Raw genomic sequence first — 15696 nt, 5'->3', positions numbered from 1 at the left:
TGTTTTAGAAGCTCTTGGGCAAATCCAGCACATGCGTCGCCACATGGCTGAGGATCAGATTCGTGCTGATCGGCGCGACCTGGTAGAGTCGGGTTTCGCGGAACTTGCGCTCGACATCGTATTCTTCGGCGAACCCGAAACCGCCATGCGTCTGGATACACATGTCGGCGGCAAACCAGCTCGCCTCGCTCGCCAGCATCTTGGCCATGTTCGCCTCGGTCCCGGCCGTCTCGCCCGCATCGAACATGCGGGCCGCCTTGGTGACCATTTCGGCTGCGGCAGACAGTTGGACATAGGCGCGTGCAATCGGAAACTGGACGCCCTGATTCTCGCCGATTGAACGACCGAAGACGTTCCGCTCCTTCGCATAGGCGCTGGCCTTGTCAATGAAGAAACGCCCGTCGCCGATGCACTCGCTAGCGATCAGGATACGCTCGGCATTCATGCCCGAGAGGATGTAGCGAAAACCCTTGCCCTCCTCGCCGATCAAGGCCGATTTCGGAACACGCAGATCGTCGAAGAACAGTTCGGTCGTCGCATGGTTGAGCATGGTGCGCACGGGCCGCACGGTCAGACCGTTGCCGACCGCGTCACGCATGTCCACCAGCAGCACGCTCATGCCGTCGGACGGTTTGGCGAATTCCTCGCGCGGGGTCGTGCGGCACAGCAGGACCATGAGGTCCGAATGCTCGGCGCGGCTGATCCAGATCTTCTGGCCGTTGACCACGTAGTGATCGCCCGCATCCTTCGCGAAAGTCGAAATGCGAGTCGTGTCGGTCCCTGCCCCCGGTTCGGTGACCCCAAAGGCCTGCAAGCGCAGCTCGCCGCTGGCGATCTTGGGCAGATATTCGCGCTTCTGTTCCTCGCTGCCATGCTTGAGCAAAGTGCCCATGGTATACATCTGCGCATGGCATGCCCCGCCGTTCGAACCCGAACGATGGATTTCCTCGAGCACAGCGCAGGCCGCCTCGAGCCCCAGGCCCGACCCGTCATATTCCTCGGGAATCAGAACGGACAGGAAACCGGCTTCGGTCAACGCAGTCACGAATTCGGTCGGATAAGCCCGCTCGCGATCGAGCCGCTGCCAGTATTCGCCAGGGAATTTGGCGCACAGCCGCCGCACTGCGTCGCGGATTTCCGGAAAGGTTTCGCTCAAATGTCCGTCTCCCATTGCAACCTTTTTGGCGCGCGGGAGAAGGTTTGGCAACGGGATAAGAAAATTGGATGCCCCGTGAGGATTCGAACCTCAATTGACGGAGTCAGAGTCCGTAGTCTTACCATTAGACGACGGGGCATCAGCCGTCCGGGCGGGCGAGAATCGCATAGCCGCTCCGGAAGAGGCCGCGCATCTAGTTTCGCCGTCGCGCGAGGTCAACCCCGTGCGTTGCGCGCGCACTTGCCCCGCCCCCGCTTCGCCGCTAGCATCGCCGTCAAGTCCCCGTGCACGGTGGTTTGCGCGGGAGGAATAAGAAAGCTCCGACTATGGCGGACCATACTCCGCCGGACACGAAAAGGGGGCGCGGGACACAACGGGGCGGCAAGTCCGGCAAGGTAGCCGATTTCCGCTACAAACGCCCTTCCCGGCCCGAAACAAAGCGTGGCGGCAAACGTAATGCGCCGCATCGCGACAGCGCAATCGCTTCCCGGCCGAACGGCCAGCCCGGCCCACATTCCGGCCACCCGCCGCGCCGACAGGCCTATGCGGCACTCGATCTCGGCACCAATAACTGCCGCCTGCTGATAGCCCGGCCATCGGGCGAGAATTTTACCGTGATCGATGCCTTCAGCCGCGTGGTTCGCCTGGGCGAGGGACTCGCGGCCAGTGGCAAACTGTCCGACGAGGCGATGGAACGCACAGTGGCGGCGCTGCATGTCTGCGCGGAGAAACTCCGCCGCCGCAATGTTCGGCTCGCCCGGTCGGTCGCCACGGAAGCATGCCGTCGTGCATCCAACGGCGAAGCCTTCATCGAACGGGTGCAGCGCGAAACCGGCATCATGCTCGATATCATTTCCGCCCAGGAAGAGGCACGGCTCGCCGTGCTTGGCTGTCATGTCTTGCTGGAAGAAGGCAACGGCCCGGCGATTATTTTCGATATTGGCGGCGGCTCCACCGAACTCGTCCTGGTGCAGCCGGGCGAGAAAGTCCCGCGCATTCTCGATTGGCTGAGCGTTCCCTGGGGCGTGGTCTCCCTCACCGACATGGTTGATGGGACAGACGAGAGCGAGCACTCTCGGCTCGATCGTTATGTCCAGATGCGCCGCACGGTCGGACGCAGTTTCGCCGAATTCGCCGAACGGATCCGCGAACATACCTTCGCGCCCGATCCGATCCGGCTGCTCGGCACCAGCGGAACCGTGACGACGCTGGCCAGCCTGCATCTGGAGCTGCCCCAATATGATCGGCGCGCGGTCGATGGCTTGATCGTGCCCTCGCTGGCGATGCGCGACATTTCGACCAGGCTGTCGCGCATGAGCGCATCGGAACGAAAGCGCTTGCCCTGCATCGGCGACGATCGGGCGAATCTCGTCATTGCCGGCTGTGCTATTCTCGAGTCGATCCTCGACATCTGGCCCGCCGAACAGCTTGGCGTGGCCGATCGCGGTATTCGCGAAGGCATATTGCGCAGCTTGATTGCCGCCGATGCCGAAGGCGAACGCAGCCGCGCGGCGGTCCAGCGAATGCGAGAGCAGGATGTTTGATTTCGGTGTTTTTGATGCGTGCGGGAAGCGCCTCCGCGTTTCCCTTTCGGCTGTTCCAGCAAGCCTTCGACGGAGGTCGAAGGTGTACCAAGCAAGGACCCAATCATAATGGCACGCTCAGGCAAAGACCGCGACACGCGCGTCCGCACCGCGAAGAAACGCACCGCGAGCTCGACCCGCTGGCTGCAACGCCAGCTCAACGATCCTTACGTGAAACAGGCCAAAGCCGAAGGTTATCGCAGCCGCGCCGCCTACAAGCTGATCGAGCTGGACGAGAAGTTCGGCCTGCTCAAAGGTGTCACGCGCGTCGTCGATCTCGGTATCGCGCCGGGTGGGTGGAGCCAAGTGGTGCGCAAGCTGAAGCCCAAAGCCCATGTGGTGGGCATCGACCTGCTCGAAGTCGAGCCCATCGACGGCGTGACCATTTTCCAGATGGATTTCATGGACGACGAGGCCCCCGCAGTGCTGGAAGACGCGCTGGGCGGGAAGGCCGACCTGGTCATGAGCGATATGGCTGCCAATACCGTGGGCCACAAGCAGACCGACCATTTGCGTACCATGGGGCTGGTAGAGGCAGGGGCCTGGTTCGCGATCGAGAATCTGGCACCCGGCGGAACCTATCTGGCGAAGGTGCTCGCCGGAGGAACCGACAACGAAATGCTCAAACTGCTCAAACAGCATTTCAAGACGGTCAAGCACGCCAAACCGCCCGCCAGCCGTAAGGGTTCGAGCGAATGGTACGTCATCGCGCAAGGCTTCAAGGGCGGCGTATAGGCGCAGGGCACAAAAAACCCCGCCATGGGCGGGGTTTTCGAAACCGATCGATAACGAAACCGGGGTCAGTCGACCTTGGTTGCGCCCTCATTGTCGGTCGCGGCATTGTCGGCGGCAACCGGCTGATCGGCGCTCATCCCGCCAGCAGCTTCCGCGGCACCCACTTCGGCGCCTTCGACCGGACCGGGACCGGCGCCGGGCGCATCCTCGCCTTCGACAACCTCTTCTTCAGGAGCGGCGGGCTCGGGCTTGGCCGGTGCCCCCCCGTAAGTTGCCATGAATTCCATGACATTGGCCCGGTCCTCAGGTTTGCCGAGGCCGGCGAAGCTCATCTTCGTGCCATTGGCAAAGCCCCGCGGGCTCGTCAGCCAGGCATCCATGTTTTCCCATGTCCACTGGCCACCCTTTTCGCTGAGTGCCGAGCTATAGGCGAAACCGGCCGCGCCGCCGGCAATCGCCTTGCCCATGACGCCATAAAGATTGGGACCGATACCGTTGGCACCGCCCTGATCGATCGTGTGGCAGGCCGTGCACTTGGCGAAAACGCGCTCGCCGGCGGCGGCATCCGCATTGGCCAGCAAAGTACCCAGATCGGGTCCCGCATCGGCGCCGCCTTCGCTTTCCTCGCCTTCGATGAAATACCCAGGTTCCACACCCTCCGGCAGCCCGCCATCGTCGGCGTGGAAATACATCCCCGAAACTATGGAACCACCAAGGGCAATGATGCCCGCGAAGAGAACCCAGCCAGCGGCGGTGTTGAAGCGATCGTCCATTGCGTAAAATACCCGGCGAAAAATCGGTTGGTCTGATGGTTGCGCGCCGCTCTAGTGTGCGTGCACGCCTTGCGCAAGTGCGCAGGGCGCAATAGCGCTTGATGCGATCACAACGCATCCGTAACGCCGCTCGGACCATGCGCCAATTCGCCAAGCCCGCTCTCGCCCTCGTCGACTCGATGCGCGCCGCCGCAGCGCAAGATCCCATGCGCGCCATTGCCTTTGGCGGCGCGCCGGGTTCGAACTCGCATCAGGCGGCCATGCAGTTCGCTCCCGATGCGTTGCCTTTGCCGTGCTTCAGCTTCGAAGATGCGCTCGAAGCGGTCGAAAACGGTGCGGCCGGCTGCGCGATGATCCCGATCGAGAACAGCCAGCATGGCCGCGTGGCCGATATCCACTTCCTGCTTCCCGGCAGCGGTCTGGCCATCGTGGCCGAACATTTCATGCGCATCACGCACTGCCTGATTGCGCTCGGCCCGGGTCCGTTCGAGGCCGCCTACAGCCATCCGCAAGCGCTCGGTCAGTCGCACAAATTCCTGTCCGAACGCGGGATCATCGGCCTCAGCCATGCCGATACAGCGGGCGCGGCGGCGTTCGTTGCGGAGAGTGGCAGGCGGGATGTCGCAGCCATCGCCCCGGCGCTGGCGGCAGACCTGTACGGCCTCGACATTATCGAGCGCGAAGTCGAGGACGCGCATGACAATACGACGCGATTCGTTGTGCTGGCGAAGGAGGCGCGCGATCCCACGGCGCTCGAAGGCGCACGGGCGATGACCACGTTCATTTTCGAGGTGAAGAATATCCCCGCCGCCCTCTACAAGGCGTTAGGCTGCTTCGCGACCAATGGCGTGAACATGACCAAGCTGGAAAGCTACCAAAAGGGCGCGAGCTTCGCGGCAACGCAGTTCTTTGCCGATATCGAAGGCGCCCCGGGCGATCCGCGCGTGGATGCAGCGCTGGAGGAACTCGCCTTCCAGACGAACGAGGTCCGCCTGCTGGGCAGCTATGCGCAGGCACGGAAGCGCGGATGACGCTCGACCGACGCAGCATGATTGCAGGCGCAGCGGCTCTGGCGGGCATGGCCTGCGTGCCTCTCGACCGGAGCGCGGACGGGCGCTTCTCAGCGACCTTTCGTATCCTAGAGCGGGCACTGGGAGGGCGGCTTGGCGTTGCGTTCCACGCTCCGGCACGTCACGCCCATATCGCATATCGCGGCGATGAACGTTTTCCCATGTGTTCCACTTTCAAGACATCGCTCGCGGCACAGGCCTTATCCCTCGGACAGGACGGCACACTCGACCTTTCCGAACGGGTGACCTGGACAGCCGACGATCTCATCTTTCACACACCCTTCACCGGAGAGCGTGTCGCGCAGGGAGCGACGCTGAGCGAACTCGCTCATGCCGCCCAGACCGTATCGGACAATCTGGCGGCCAACCTGCTGCTCGACCGGGTCGGCGGACCTGCCGGACTGACGGCCTTCTGGCGCAGGCTCGGCGACGAGACCTCGCGGCTCGACCGGATGGAGACCGCGGTGAATTTCGTCCCGGAAGGCGATGTCCGCGACACGACGACGCCGGTAGCCATGGCTCGCACACTCGCGAAAATGCTCGCTACGAACAGCGAATCGCCACTCGCAGCACCTCGGCGACGGGAACTGCGCCAGTGGATGATCGAATCGACAACCGGTCTCAAGCGCGTGAGGGCGGGGCTGCCCGAAGACTGGGTCGCTGGCGACAAGACCGGCAATTCGGGCGCGCATCCAGGAATGGGTTATCTGCGCGGAAATATCGGCTTTGCGCTCGATCCCTCTGAAGCGCCCACATTCTTTGCCGTGTATCATCAGTCCCCTGTCGGGGCACCAATCGATGGCCAAAGAGTCGACGCTGCCTTCGCGCAAGTGGGAAGGCTCCTAGCCGAATGGGCGCGAAGACTCGATTCGCCCTTGCCGACCTAGCTATTCGTCGGCGTAGATCGCCACCTCGTTCGTGCCATCGCTGGTGGCGCGGCCGCGATACATGCCGCTGCTATTCATGCTGAACAGCGGATGGCCCTCGCTCGTCACGACGATGACGCCGCCGTCGCCGCCCAGCGCACCGACCTCGGCGATCACCGCATCGATCTCTTCCTGAGCCTGGGCGGCATCGAGCCCGAACTCGCTGGCATGGACGATATAGGTCGGCTGCCCTTCGCTGTCGCGCGGCACTTCGGCCTGCGCTGCGCCGATTTCCGTCTGATAGCGATAGCGCAGGCGCGTGCAGATCTCATGCGCAACGCCGACACGAATGAAGAATTCGCCCCAGCCCGTGGCCGAGACGGCGCAGGCGCGGTTGTCGGCATAGGTGCCCGCACCGATGATCGGCGCATCGCCGATCCGACCCCAGCGTTTGCCGGTCATCCCGCCGGTCGAGGTGCCCGCAGCCATGTTGCCCTGGCTGTCGAGCGCCACCGCGCCGACCGTTCCGAACTTCACATCGACGTCGATCGCCGAGAGCTTCCGAGCCTTCATCCGTTGGAGCGCCTCCTTGCGCCGCTCGGTCTCGAACCATTCGGGCGGCATCAGTTCCAGGCCTTGCTCGGCCGCGAATGCCTCTGCCCCGCCCCCCGCCAGCATGACATGCGGGCTGTCGGTCATCACCTTTCGGGCAAGCTCGATCGGGTGGCGGATACCGGTGACGCCCGCCACGGCGCCCGCATCGCGCGTGCGCCCGTCCATGATCGAAGCGTCGAGTTCGATATCGCCATCCCAGGTCAGCACCGCGCCGCGTCCGGCGTTGAACAGCGGATCGTCCTCCATCGGTTCGATCGCCGCCTGGATCGCATCCATCGCGCTGCCGCCTTCGCGCAGCACCTTGGCGCCGGCATCGAGCGCGTTCTGCAGCGCCGCGCGATAGGCGGCGTCCTGCTCCGCCGTCATGTTTTCGCGTTCAATGGTCCCGGCTCCGCCATGGATGGCGATCGACCATCCCGGATCGGCCTGCGCCGCCGCAGGATATGCGAACAAAATCGAAATCGCGGCGAAAGCGCGGACTAGCGGTGTGAAAAATCCTCTCATGCGAGAGGGATAGCACGGCGAGTTATCCACTCAATCCCCCACAAGGATTTTGTAGATTTCCGACACCGTGATAGCCCTGACGCTACGGAAACCAATGGGGAGAGGTTTCATGATTTTCGATCGCTATCGTTTCGACGAACAGCTGGCGATGGAGCTGGGGGAGAAAATCCTGCTGGCCATCGTTGCGCTCGTCATCACCTGGCTCGCCGCACGCGCGGCGAAATGGGCCTTCGCCAAACTCGTCGACGCTGTCGATTTCTTCAAGCGCGGAACCGGCAGCGGCCAGTCGCTGGGAGAATCGCTCGGCAAGATCGTATCCTTACTGATCTGGCTGTTCGGGTTGCTGATCATTCTCAACATCCTCGAACTGGGCGGTGTTGCGGGACCGATCGACAGCCTGCTCGAGAATGTTGTCGCCTTCCTCCCGAACCTGCTGTGGGCGGGCCTGATCTTCTTCATCGGCATGATGGTTGCACGGATTGCGCGCGACCTGGTCGTGACGACGCTGCAAACGGTCGATTTCGACAAATGGGCCAATCGCGGCGGGGTCGACAATGTCACCGGCAACACCACGATCAGCAAGACCATCGGCACGATCATCTATGTCCTGATCGCCATTCCGGTGGCGATCGCCGCGCTCGAACAGCTTGGCATCGATTCGATCAGCGGTCCGGCTTCGCGCATGCTCGAGATGATCTTCGCCGCCATCCCGAATATCATCGCCGCGGCGGTGCTGCTGGGTATCGGCTATCTGATCAGCAAATTCGTGGTGCAAATCATCAAGGAGGTGTTGCCGGGCCTTGGCGTCGACCGGGCACTGGCGGAAACCGGACTGGTCGGAGACGGCACCACCGCATCGGGCATCATCGCCCGCGTGGTGCAAGTCGCGATCATCCTGTTCTTCGCCATCGCGGCTACACGGTTGCTCGGTTTTCCCGAACTGACCGTGATCTTGGATCAACTGCTAGAACTGGGCGGACGGGTAATCTTCGGGGCGGTGGTCATCGCCTTCGGCTTCCTGATCGCCAACCTGCTCGCGCGGCTGATAGCGGGCGATGCGGGGAGCGGCACTGCGGCCACCATCGTCCGCTGGGCAACGATCATCCTGTTCGTCTTCATGGGACTGCAATTCACCGGCATCGGCGGAATGATCCCGGCCAATGCGCTGACCATCCTCATCGCGGGAATTGCGGTCGCAGGCGCGCTCGCTTTCGGTCTCGGCGGCCGCGACTGGGCTGCAAGGAAGCTCGAACAGATGGACAGCGATCTTGCCGGATCGGCCCCGAAATCGGACGATCCCTTGCCTCCGGGCGCCTGAACATAACACCCTTTCGGGAACGCTAAAGGGGCGCGGGATTAGACCTTCCGCGCCCCTTTTTCTGTGCTACGCCGCATCCCACGAAATAGGGAGACCAGGCAGATGAGAAGCCTTTTCCGCGCATGGGTTTTGGCCGGACCGCTAATCGCGGCGGCACCACTAGCGGCGCAGGACGATACGACATTCAGCGCCGAGGACGTATTCGCGCTGGAATATGCCGACGACCCGAGGATATCGCCCGATGGTCGCACTGTTCTCTTCGTCCGCCGCTCGAACGACATCATGTCCGACCGGACCGAGGGGGCGATCTGGATGGTCCCCGTGGTCGGTGGTGAACCGCGCCTGGTAGTCGACGGGGCAAGCCATGCCGAATGGTCACCCGACGGTCGCCGCATTGTATATTCCGGGCGCGACTCCAACGACCGTGCCGCGATCTACACGCGATGGATGGACAGCGGACAGGTTCAGCAGGTGGCAAGTCTGGACAGCGGTGCGAGCAGCCTGGCCTGGTCGCCCGACGGGCAATGGATCGCCTTTACCAGCAATGTCGATGCCGAGCGCAAACCGCTGGCCAAGATGCCGAAAAAGCCTGAAGGCGCCAAATGGTCGGCCGCAGTCAAGGTGATCGATCACGCCCAGTTCCGCCGCGATGGTCGAGGCTTTCTCGACCCGGCCTTCCGCCATGTCTTCGTGGTTCCCGCGAATGGCGGCACGCCGCGCAAGCTGACCCAAGGCGATTTCGACCACGAGGGGCCGCTATCGTGGAGCCGCGACGGCCGAAGCATCTATTTCTCCGCCAATCGCAACGAGGGCTGGGAACTGCAGACGGTCGAGAGCGACATCTATACGGTCGATGTCGGCAGAGGCGCGCTCAGCCAATTCACTTCCGGCAGCGGGGCGGAAGGCAATCCGCAGGTTTCTCCCGACGGTGGGCGTGTGGCTTTCGTCTGCATGCCGAATGTCAAGCGACCGGTGTGGCAGATCGATGTGTGCGTGAAGAATGCCGATGGTAGCGGCGCGCGCAATCTCACCCAAAGCCTCGATCGCGAAGTCGGCGATATCCGCTGGGGCGGCAATCGCGCGATCTATTTCACCTTCGAAGATCGCGGCGAGAAGAAGATCGGCCGTGTATCGCTGGACGGTCGTGTCACAACGGTCGCGGAGGGTCTCGGCGGCACAACGCTTGGACGTCCCTATACAAGCGGCACTTACGATGTTGCGGCCAACGGCACGCTGGCCTGGACCGCGGGGACCAGCCAACGGCCCGCCGATCTCGCCGTGCGCAGCGGCAACCGCAGTCGCCAGCTTACGGCCCTGAACGAGGACCTCCTCGCCCACAGAACGCTCGGCGAAGTGCACGAGATCACCTATAACTCGAGTTTCGACGGCACCGAGATCCAGGGCTGGTACGTCACGCCCCCCGGCTTCGACCCGGGGAAGAAATACCCGCTGATCCTTGAGATCCATGGCGGCCCCCATGCCGCCTATGGTCCGCATTTCAGCGCCGAGGTGCAGCGATATGCCGCCGAGGGCTACGTCGTTTTCTACGACAACCATCGCGGTTCGACCTCCTATGGCGAGGATTTCGCTTTGCTGCTCGAGCACAAGTATTCGAGCGAGGAGGACGCCGCCGATCACATGTCGGGCGTCGATGCGATGATCGCGAAAGGCTTTATCGACGAGGACAATCTCTTCGTCACCGGCGGTTCGGCAGGCGGGATCGCCACCGCCTATCTCGTCGGGCTGACCGACCGTTTCAATGCGGCGGTGGCGGCCAAGCCGGTGATCAACTGGCTATCGAAGACACTGACGGCAGATAGCTATATCTTCCAGACCTATCACCAGTTCCCTGCCCTGCCGTGGGAGGACCCGATGCATTACTGGAAGCGCTCGCCGCTGAGCCTGGTCGGCAATGTCACCACGCCGACCATGTTGCTGACGGGCGAGGAAGACCACCGCACGCCGATCACCGAGAGCGAGCAGTTCTACCAGGCGCTGAAGCTGCGCGGCGTCGACACCATGCTTATTCGCGTACCGGGCAGTTCGCATGGCATTGCCTCGCGGCCATCGCGCCTGATTGCCAAGACCGAGAACATCCTCGCCTGGTTCGACCGTTACCGGACCGACAAGGACGAGTCGGATGATTCGGACGCGAAGGGCGAGAGCGGGGTCACGGCGGACGAGGTTTCCACCCCCTGAGCCAGTTTGTCGATCAGCCCTTCGCCGACCCATCGGGCCAGCATTGCGCCGGCTTCGGCGATCGCCGCCTCGTCGCCCAGTGTTTCGATCAGCGCCGCGCAGACTTCGCCGAATGTCGCGCCCCTGTGAAACGCGTCCAGCGCCGCGCCTTCCCATGCCGGGCGAAGAGCGAAGACGGGTCGTTCACCCTCGCGCCAGACGATCGCACATTGCGCCTCTCCGAACGGGACCACATCCGGTTTCGCGGTATCGGCTGCGAGGGAAGACCAGAGGCGAACGAGATCATGGCTTGCGCCAACCACGCGCAGGTCGGGCACCAAGGTTAGTGTAAGGCCTTCCCAGTCGCCTTCGGTGAATGTGGCGCAGGCCTCCCCGAAACCGGCGGTGGTCAGCGGCTTTGCGTTTCGCGCAACAAATGCCTCGTGCATCGCCCATTCGAGCGCAGCCAGTTCGGCCACATCGGGATCGTATGTGAATAGCTCGGTGCAGGTTTCGGGAAAGCCCTTCCCGGCGAGGTCCAGAGTCCAGCTTCGCGGCGGATACATGATGCAGTGATGCGCGGCGGCACGGCGGAACGCATCTTCGCCGACCAGCCGCTCGGTCATCTCGAAGGTCGAGCGCAGCGCTTTCACCAGCGAGGAGCGGTAATTGTTGCGATAGATCGCGAGGCCAGGCGCGCGTTCGTCGCCCCAGCCCGTTGGCAAAGGTGCCTCGTCGTCGAGGATCGCGCCGAGAAAGGCCGCCTGTCGCTGGGCAAGGCCGGTCATGCCGCGATCGCCCCCGCATTGCCCCGCCCCAGCGATCGCGCAAGCTCGAGTTCGGCGAGCAGCTCGTCCAGCGGCGGGATCTTGTCGTCGCGCTCGATCATCGTCGCGACCGGCCCGAGCTGCGCGATCGTATCCACATAAAGCTCCCATACGCCGTCGCTCACCGCGCGGTCGTGCGTGTCGATGATGATCTCGCCCGGTTCGTGCCCTGCCAGATGGATCTGGCGCACCCGGTCGAGCGGGAGCCCGGCGATGTAGTCGCGCGCCGAGAACCCGTGATTATGCGCGCTGACATAGACGTTGTTGATGTCCAGCAGCAGGTAGCATCCCGTACGATGCGCCATCTCCGACAGGAATTCCCATTCGGCCATCTCGTCTTCGGGAAAGGTGAGATAGCTCGACGGGTTTTCGAACAGCATCGGTCGCCCAAGCGCGTCCTGCGCGCGGTCGATATTGGCGCAGACGACGTCGAGCGCTTCGGTCGTTAGCGGCAGCGGCAGGAGGTCGTGGCTGTTATGCGCGCTTGTGCGGGTCCAGCACAGGTGATCGGAAATCCAGAGCGGGTCGATCCGGTTGGCGAGCGTGCGCAGCCGCGAGAGGTGATCTTCATCCAACCCTTGCGCGGATCCGATCGACATCGACACGCCGTGAAGGATCACCGGGTGCTTTTCGCGCACCTGTTCGAGCACGCGCAGCGGCTTGCCGCCCTCGACCATGTAATTCTCGGAGATGACCTCGACGAAATCCACCTCGACCTCGCCATCGAGAAAATCGGCGTAATGCGTCCGCCGGAGGCCGAGGCCGAAACCGTCGAAAGGGGCAATCGCGCTCATGCATTCTCCATGATCGGGCTTGGGAGGGGTGGCCCGGCAGAGTTGCGGGAACAGAGGCCTGCCGGGCCTCGCTTCGAGCCTGCGGCCCGAAACCGCAAGGGAGGGGATCAGCCGAGGTCGCCGATCGTGCCGCCCTTGGCGAGACAATCGCCCGCCTTCATCGCCTTGAAGCCGTGGCCCTTGCAGTCGTTCTGGCCCTTGCAGGCATTCTCGGTGGTCGCGCAGTCGGCCTGTCCCTTGCACGAATGCACGCCGTAGCAATGGACGGTGTCTTCCGCGCCGAGCGCACGGCCGGTGCTGCCGGCGGGCGGTTCGGCAGCGAAAGCTGCCATGGAGGAAAGCGCGAAGGCTGCTGCGGCAGCGGCGGCGGGTTTGCGAATGGCGGTCATTGGACGTGATCCCTTTTGATCGTGATGCGCGGGACTGCGCACACGAGGGTCATTCGCCCGCTGGCCCGCTCCGGTTACACCGCCGAAATTTTTTCGTCGCGCTGTAACAACGCCCGGCATGCGCCCGAATGACAGGCCAGTTCCGGCGTTTTTGCCGGGGCGCCCCCCAAGTGATGTTTTCGAGAGAGATACCGACATGAACACCCAATCGATTGCCCGTCTCGCCGGTATGGCGCTGTCCGCCAGCGTCGCCGCCGGTCTTGCCGCCACCCCCGCCGCCGCGCAGAAGAAACCCGCGATGGAAAAATGCTACGGTGTCGCCAAGGCCGGCGAGAACGACTGCGCCGCCGGCCCGGGCACAAGCTGCGCCGGCACCTCCACCCGCGATTACCAGGGCAATGCCTGGAAGCTCGTCCCCAAGGGCAGTTGCGAGAAGATCTCCACCCCAAAGGGCAAGGGTTCGCTGACCGCCATCAAGCGCTGACCGATCCCGCTCCCAGCCACACGAGCTAAGCCATGCAGACGCTACTCGCCCGCTACGATCACCTTGCCGCCTGGCTCGCCTCGCGCGTGCCGGAAGGGCTTGCCCTGCTGCTTACCCGTGTGGCCCTCGCCGGGATTTTCTGGCGCTCGGGCCGCACCAAGGTCGAGGACGGTTCGCTGCTCTCGATCAGCGATCAGGCCTATTTCCTGTTCGAGTACGAATATCCGGGCCTGCCCATCCCCCCGACCATCGCGACCCCGATGGCCACCTATGCCGAGCACCTCTTCCCCATCTTGCTGGTGCTCGGCATTTTTTCGCGGTTTTCGGCGCTATCGCTGCTGATCATGACGCTGGTGATCCAGATCTTCGTCTTTCCCGAAGCCTGGTGGCAGAAGCATATCTTGTGGGTCGCCATGGCGACGATACTCGTTTCGCGCGGCGGCGGGCTGTTCTCGCTCGACGCGCTGCTCGCCTCGCGCCGCGCCAGCTGATAGCCTGCCGGTTCCGGGGAGAGAAACGCGATGATCGCCGACGAAGCCAGCCTCGCCCAGCTTATGGCCGCCTCGCAAAAGGGCGACGCCAACGCCTATCGCGTTCTCCTCGCCGAAATCCAGCTGTGGCTCGAACGGTATTTCCGCCGCCGGGTCGCCCCGGCGCAGCTCGACGATCTGGTCCAGGAGGTGATGATGGCCGTACACGCCAAGCGCGCGACCTGGGATCCGACCCGCGCCTTCCTGCCCTGGCTGGCGGCGATCGCGCGCTATCGCTGGATCGACCACCTGCGCAAGGTCTATCGCAAGGCGGAAGACGAGCTGGGCGATCACGACGCCGCCGAGGACAGCGAGGAAGAGGCCGTGATGGCGCGGATGAGCCTGGAACGGCTGTTCGTCCACCTGCCGGAAAAGCAGAGCGAGGTCATCGAACTCGTCAAAATCGAGGGGCTTTCGATCGCGGAAGCCTCGGCCAAGACCGGCCAGAGCGAAAGCCTGGTCAAAGTGAACATCCATCGCGGGCTCAAGAAGCTGTCCGCGCTCGTAGAGAAAGCAGACTGACATGAACCGGGTCCCCAACCCCCTGATCGATGAACTCGCGGCCGACCTGTCGCCTGTCCGGCCGATGAAGCTGGCGCATGGCATCGCGCTGGTCGCGCTGGCCGTCGTCGGCACGATCCTCGCGGTCGAACTGCTCGACGGGCTATGGCGCGGCGTTCTGTCGGGCCACGCATCGGCATTTTTCTTCATCGCCAATGGGATGCTGGGCCTACTCGGTGTGGCAACGGCGCTGGCCGTGGTGCGCATGGCCGGACCGCGCGTAGGCAACAGCCATGATGGCGCGCGCTGGTCGCTGGCGATGTTCGCGGTGCTGCCGGTGGCGGCGCTGGTGATGCTCGGCTTTCACGGAGATCCGCACGAGGTCACGCACGATCCCTACGGGCTCGATTGTTTCCTCGCCGGTTCGGCCTTTAGCGTGCTGGCCTTTGCCGCGCTGGTCGGCTGGCTGCGGCGCGGGGCACCGGTCTCGCCCACGCTTGCCGGGACCTTCACCGGCATCGCGGCGGGGGCGCTGGGAAGCTTCGCCTATGGCCTGGCCTGCCCGATCGACACCTTGTCCCACCTCGGCATCTGGCATGCCCTGCCGGTGGCTCTCGGCGCGCTGGTCGGGCGCCTTGGCGTCCCTCCGCTGGTGCGGTGGTAATCCGACCGCAGACCACCGGCGGGCCGATCAGACGAAGGGCAGAGCCTCAAGCTCACGTCCGAGATCTTTGCGCTCACGCCGAAGCTTGTCGTACTTGCGCTGGGCCTTGCCCCGTTCCTCTTCCGTCAGTTCGTCTTCGTCGAATTTTTTCTCCAGCTTTTCCAGCTCGGACCGGATCGAGGACAGGCGCGAGACGATCGCCGATCGGCGGGTCTCGACTTCATAGATGTGGTAGCCTTCGGCATAGGCATTGGAAAATTCGGGCGAGCGGCAGATCCCGTTGTAGCTCTGTCCTGCGCGCCCCCACGCAAAGCCGTTATCGGGCTCGCAAAAGCGTTCCGTCCCATCCGCAAAGCCACGCCGCAGTTCAGCGATATCCGGCTCGAAACCGTGTTTTCCGCAGTCTTTGAGGATGTCGTCGAGATAATCCGCTCGATCGTGATTGGCCATCGCTCCGCGAAAACCCACGTCATACCATGCGTCATAGGCGCAGCTTTTCTCCGAGATCGTCGCGCAGCCCGATAGGCCTGCGATCAGGATTGTGCTTGCGCATGTCAGTTTGAGTTTTCCGATTGCCATGTTTTCCCTCGGCTGCTGTGCATTTCCTCGACGACCGCCGCTAGGACCCGGGTGATGACATCCGTGTGAACTGTCCGGTCATCTTATAGAAAGCACGCTTCGGCCTGCGCGGTCGGCGTGCGGAAGCAGC

At 63.5% G+C, this 15696-nt stretch carries 17 protein-coding genes and 1 tRNA gene; 10 read left to right on the top strand and 8 right to left on the bottom strand.

Translation table 11 applies throughout. The features are described 5' to 3' along the window. Positions 1-4: 4 nt before the first annotated feature. Both DVR09_RS04350 and DVR09_RS04345 read right to left on the bottom strand, forming a co-directional pair. A complete protein-coding gene (locus tag DVR09_RS04350; protein WP_435867807.1) occupies positions 5-1156 on the bottom strand; it encodes an acyl-CoA dehydrogenase family protein in 1152 nt (383 codons plus the stop codon). A gap of 65 nt (positions 1157-1221) precedes the next feature. Continuing rightward, positions 1222-1295, bottom strand: a tRNA-Gln gene (locus DVR09_RS04345). A gap of 187 nt (positions 1296-1482) precedes the next feature. On the opposite strand from DVR09_RS04345, the gene DVR09_RS04340 reads away from it, so the two are divergent. Both DVR09_RS04340 and DVR09_RS04335 read left to right on the top strand, forming a co-directional pair. Beyond that, positions 1483-2700 (top strand): Ppx/GppA phosphatase family protein, encoded by a 1218-nt coding sequence (locus DVR09_RS04340; protein ID WP_115415851.1) that lies wholly within the window; start codon positions 1483-1485, stop codon positions 2698-2700. 108 nt (positions 2701-2808) lie between these two features. After that, positions 2809-3474, top strand: a complete 666-nt coding sequence (locus DVR09_RS04335; protein ID WP_115415850.1) for an RlmE family RNA methyltransferase — start codon at positions 2809-2811, stop codon at positions 3472-3474. Positions 3475-3539: 65 nt separating this feature from the next. Here DVR09_RS04335 and DVR09_RS04330 read toward each other — a convergent pair whose 3' ends face one another. Next, on the bottom strand, positions 3540-4247 hold the full coding sequence (locus DVR09_RS04330; protein ID WP_115415849.1) for a c-type cytochrome: 708 nt from the start codon (positions 4245-4247) through the stop codon (positions 3540-3542). A 137-nt stretch (positions 4248-4384) separates the two neighbouring features. Between DVR09_RS04330 and DVR09_RS04325 the strand changes: the two genes are divergently transcribed. Both DVR09_RS04325 and bla read left to right on the top strand, forming a co-directional pair. Beyond that, positions 4385-5278 carry a prephenate dehydratase gene (locus tag DVR09_RS04325; protein WP_115415848.1) on the top strand — a complete coding sequence of 298 codons (894 nt, stop codon included), beginning with the start codon at positions 4385-4387 and terminating at the stop codon, positions 5276-5278. Continuing rightward, a complete protein-coding gene (gene bla / locus DVR09_RS04320; protein WP_115415847.1) occupies positions 5275-6204 on the top strand; it encodes a class A beta-lactamase in 930 nt (309 codons plus the stop codon). Before DVR09_RS04325 ends, bla begins: the two co-directional genes overlap by 4 nt. On the opposite strand, the gene DVR09_RS04315 is transcribed toward bla, so the two are convergent. Next, entirely contained in the window at positions 6205-7302 is a 1098-nt protein-coding gene (locus tag DVR09_RS04315) for an isoaspartyl peptidase/L-asparaginase family protein (RefSeq protein ID WP_115415846.1), read from the bottom strand. It lies immediately after the preceding gene. Positions 7303-7411: 109 nt separating this feature from the next. Between DVR09_RS04315 and DVR09_RS04310 the strand changes: the two genes are divergently transcribed. Beyond that, the gene (locus DVR09_RS04310; protein ID WP_115415845.1) at positions 7412-8620 is read left to right on the top strand and encodes a mechanosensitive ion channel; all 1209 of its coding nucleotides are present in this window, start codon (positions 7412-7414) and stop codon (positions 8618-8620) included. A gap of 102 nt (positions 8621-8722) precedes the next feature. Beyond that, positions 8723-10819, top strand: a complete 2097-nt coding sequence (locus DVR09_RS04305; protein ID WP_115415844.1) for a S9 family peptidase — start codon at positions 8723-8725, stop codon at positions 10817-10819. On the opposite strand, the gene DVR09_RS04300 is transcribed toward DVR09_RS04305, so the two are convergent. From DVR09_RS04300 to bufA2, 3 genes are all read right to left on the bottom strand, one after another. After that, positions 10735-11586 carry an HvfC/BufC family peptide modification chaperone gene (locus tag DVR09_RS04300; RefSeq protein ID WP_115415843.1) on the bottom strand — a complete coding sequence of 284 codons (852 nt, stop codon included), beginning with the start codon at positions 11584-11586 and terminating at the stop codon, positions 10735-10737. The genes DVR09_RS04305 and DVR09_RS04300 overlap by 85 nt on opposite strands. Further along, entirely contained in the window at positions 11583-12419 is an 837-nt protein-coding gene (bufB, locus tag DVR09_RS04295) for an MNIO family bufferin maturase (protein ID WP_115415842.1), read from the bottom strand. The genes DVR09_RS04300 and bufB overlap by 4 nt, the downstream gene beginning before the upstream one ends. A gap of 107 nt (positions 12420-12526) precedes the next feature. Further along, positions 12527-12808, bottom strand: a complete 282-nt coding sequence (bufA2, locus tag DVR09_RS04290) for a BufA2 family periplasmic bufferin-type metallophore (protein ID WP_115415841.1) — start codon at positions 12806-12808, stop codon at positions 12527-12529. A gap of 196 nt (positions 12809-13004) precedes the next feature. Here bufA2 and DVR09_RS04285 point away from each other — a divergent pair, with 196 nt between their 5' ends. The 4 genes from DVR09_RS04285 to DVR09_RS04270 are packed head-to-tail and all read left to right on the top strand — an operon-like array spanning position 13005 to position 14987. Next, complete coding sequence (locus DVR09_RS04285; protein WP_115415840.1) at positions 13005-13292, top strand: BufA1 family periplasmic bufferin-type metallophore; 288 nt, start codon at positions 13005-13007, stop codon at positions 13290-13292. Positions 13293-13324: 32 nt separating this feature from the next. Continuing rightward, positions 13325-13783, top strand: a complete 459-nt coding sequence (locus DVR09_RS04280) for a DoxX family protein (protein ID WP_115415839.1) — start codon at positions 13325-13327, stop codon at positions 13781-13783. 30 nt (positions 13784-13813) lie between these two features. After that, a complete protein-coding gene (locus DVR09_RS04275; RefSeq protein WP_115415838.1) occupies positions 13814-14344 on the top strand; it encodes a sigma-70 family RNA polymerase sigma factor in 531 nt (176 codons plus the stop codon). Position 14345: 1 nt separating this feature from the next. After that, on the top strand, positions 14346-14987 hold the full coding sequence (locus tag DVR09_RS04270; RefSeq protein WP_115415837.1) for a DUF1109 domain-containing protein: 642 nt from the start codon (positions 14346-14348) through the stop codon (positions 14985-14987). A 27-nt stretch (positions 14988-15014) separates the two neighbouring features. On the opposite strand, the gene DVR09_RS04265 is transcribed toward DVR09_RS04270, so the two are convergent. Then, the gene (locus tag DVR09_RS04265; RefSeq protein WP_115415836.1) at positions 15015-15566 is read right to left on the bottom strand and encodes a DUF2799 domain-containing protein; all 552 of its coding nucleotides are present in this window, start codon (positions 15564-15566) and stop codon (positions 15015-15017) included. Positions 15567-15696: the final 130 nt, after the last annotated feature.

Origin of the sequence: Erythrobacter aureus, assembly GCF_003355455.1 — a bacterium.
In the GTDB taxonomy this organism is placed as follows: domain Bacteria; phylum Pseudomonadota; class Alphaproteobacteria; order Sphingomonadales; family Sphingomonadaceae; genus Qipengyuania; species Qipengyuania aurea.
Note: the sequence above shows the minus strand (reverse complement) of the source record. Positions and strands in the feature narration are given on the sequence as shown.

What these genes read in the sequence shown, in the direction of transcription:
- DVR09_RS04340 (WP_115415851.1), top strand. Translation starts at nt 1,483, where the DNA reads ATGGCGGACCATACTCCGCCGGACACGAAAAGGGGGCGCGGGACACAA.
- DVR09_RS04335 (WP_115415850.1), top strand. Translation starts at nt 2,809, where the DNA reads ATGGCACGCTCAGGCAAAGACCGCGACACGCGCGTCCGCACCGCGAAG.
- DVR09_RS04330 (WP_115415849.1), bottom strand. Translation starts at nt 4,247, where the DNA reads ATGGACGATCGCTTCAACACCGCCGCTGGCTGGGTTCTCTTCGCGGGC.
- DVR09_RS04325 (WP_115415848.1), top strand. Translation starts at nt 4,385, where the DNA reads ATGCGCCAATTCGCCAAGCCCGCTCTCGCCCTCGTCGACTCGATGCGC.
- bla (WP_115415847.1), top strand. Translation starts at nt 5,275, where the DNA reads ATGACGCTCGACCGACGCAGCATGATTGCAGGCGCAGCGGCTCTGGCG.
- DVR09_RS04315 (WP_115415846.1), bottom strand. Translation starts at nt 7,302, where the DNA reads ATGAGAGGATTTTTCACACCGCTAGTCCGCGCTTTCGCCGCGATTTCG.
- DVR09_RS04310 (WP_115415845.1), top strand. Translation starts at nt 7,412, where the DNA reads ATGATTTTCGATCGCTATCGTTTCGACGAACAGCTGGCGATGGAGCTG.
- DVR09_RS04305 (WP_115415844.1), top strand. Translation starts at nt 8,723, where the DNA reads ATGAGAAGCCTTTTCCGCGCATGGGTTTTGGCCGGACCGCTAATCGCG.
- DVR09_RS04300 (WP_115415843.1), bottom strand. Translation starts at nt 11,586, where the DNA reads ATGACCGGCCTTGCCCAGCGACAGGCGGCCTTTCTCGGCGCGATCCTC.
- bufB (WP_115415842.1), bottom strand. Translation starts at nt 12,419, where the DNA reads ATGAGCGCGATTGCCCCTTTCGACGGTTTCGGCCTCGGCCTCCGGCGG.
- bufA2 (WP_115415841.1), bottom strand. Translation starts at nt 12,808, where the DNA reads ATGACCGCCATTCGCAAACCCGCCGCCGCTGCCGCAGCAGCCTTCGCG.
- DVR09_RS04285 (WP_115415840.1), top strand. Translation starts at nt 13,005, where the DNA reads ATGAACACCCAATCGATTGCCCGTCTCGCCGGTATGGCGCTGTCCGCC.
- DVR09_RS04280 (WP_115415839.1), top strand. Translation starts at nt 13,325, where the DNA reads ATGCAGACGCTACTCGCCCGCTACGATCACCTTGCCGCCTGGCTCGCC.
- DVR09_RS04275 (WP_115415838.1), top strand. Translation starts at nt 13,814, where the DNA reads ATGATCGCCGACGAAGCCAGCCTCGCCCAGCTTATGGCCGCCTCGCAA.
- DVR09_RS04270 (WP_115415837.1), top strand. Translation starts at nt 14,346, where the DNA reads ATGAACCGGGTCCCCAACCCCCTGATCGATGAACTCGCGGCCGACCTG.
- DVR09_RS04265 (WP_115415836.1), bottom strand. Translation starts at nt 15,566, where the DNA reads ATGGCAATCGGAAAACTCAAACTGACATGCGCAAGCACAATCCTGATC.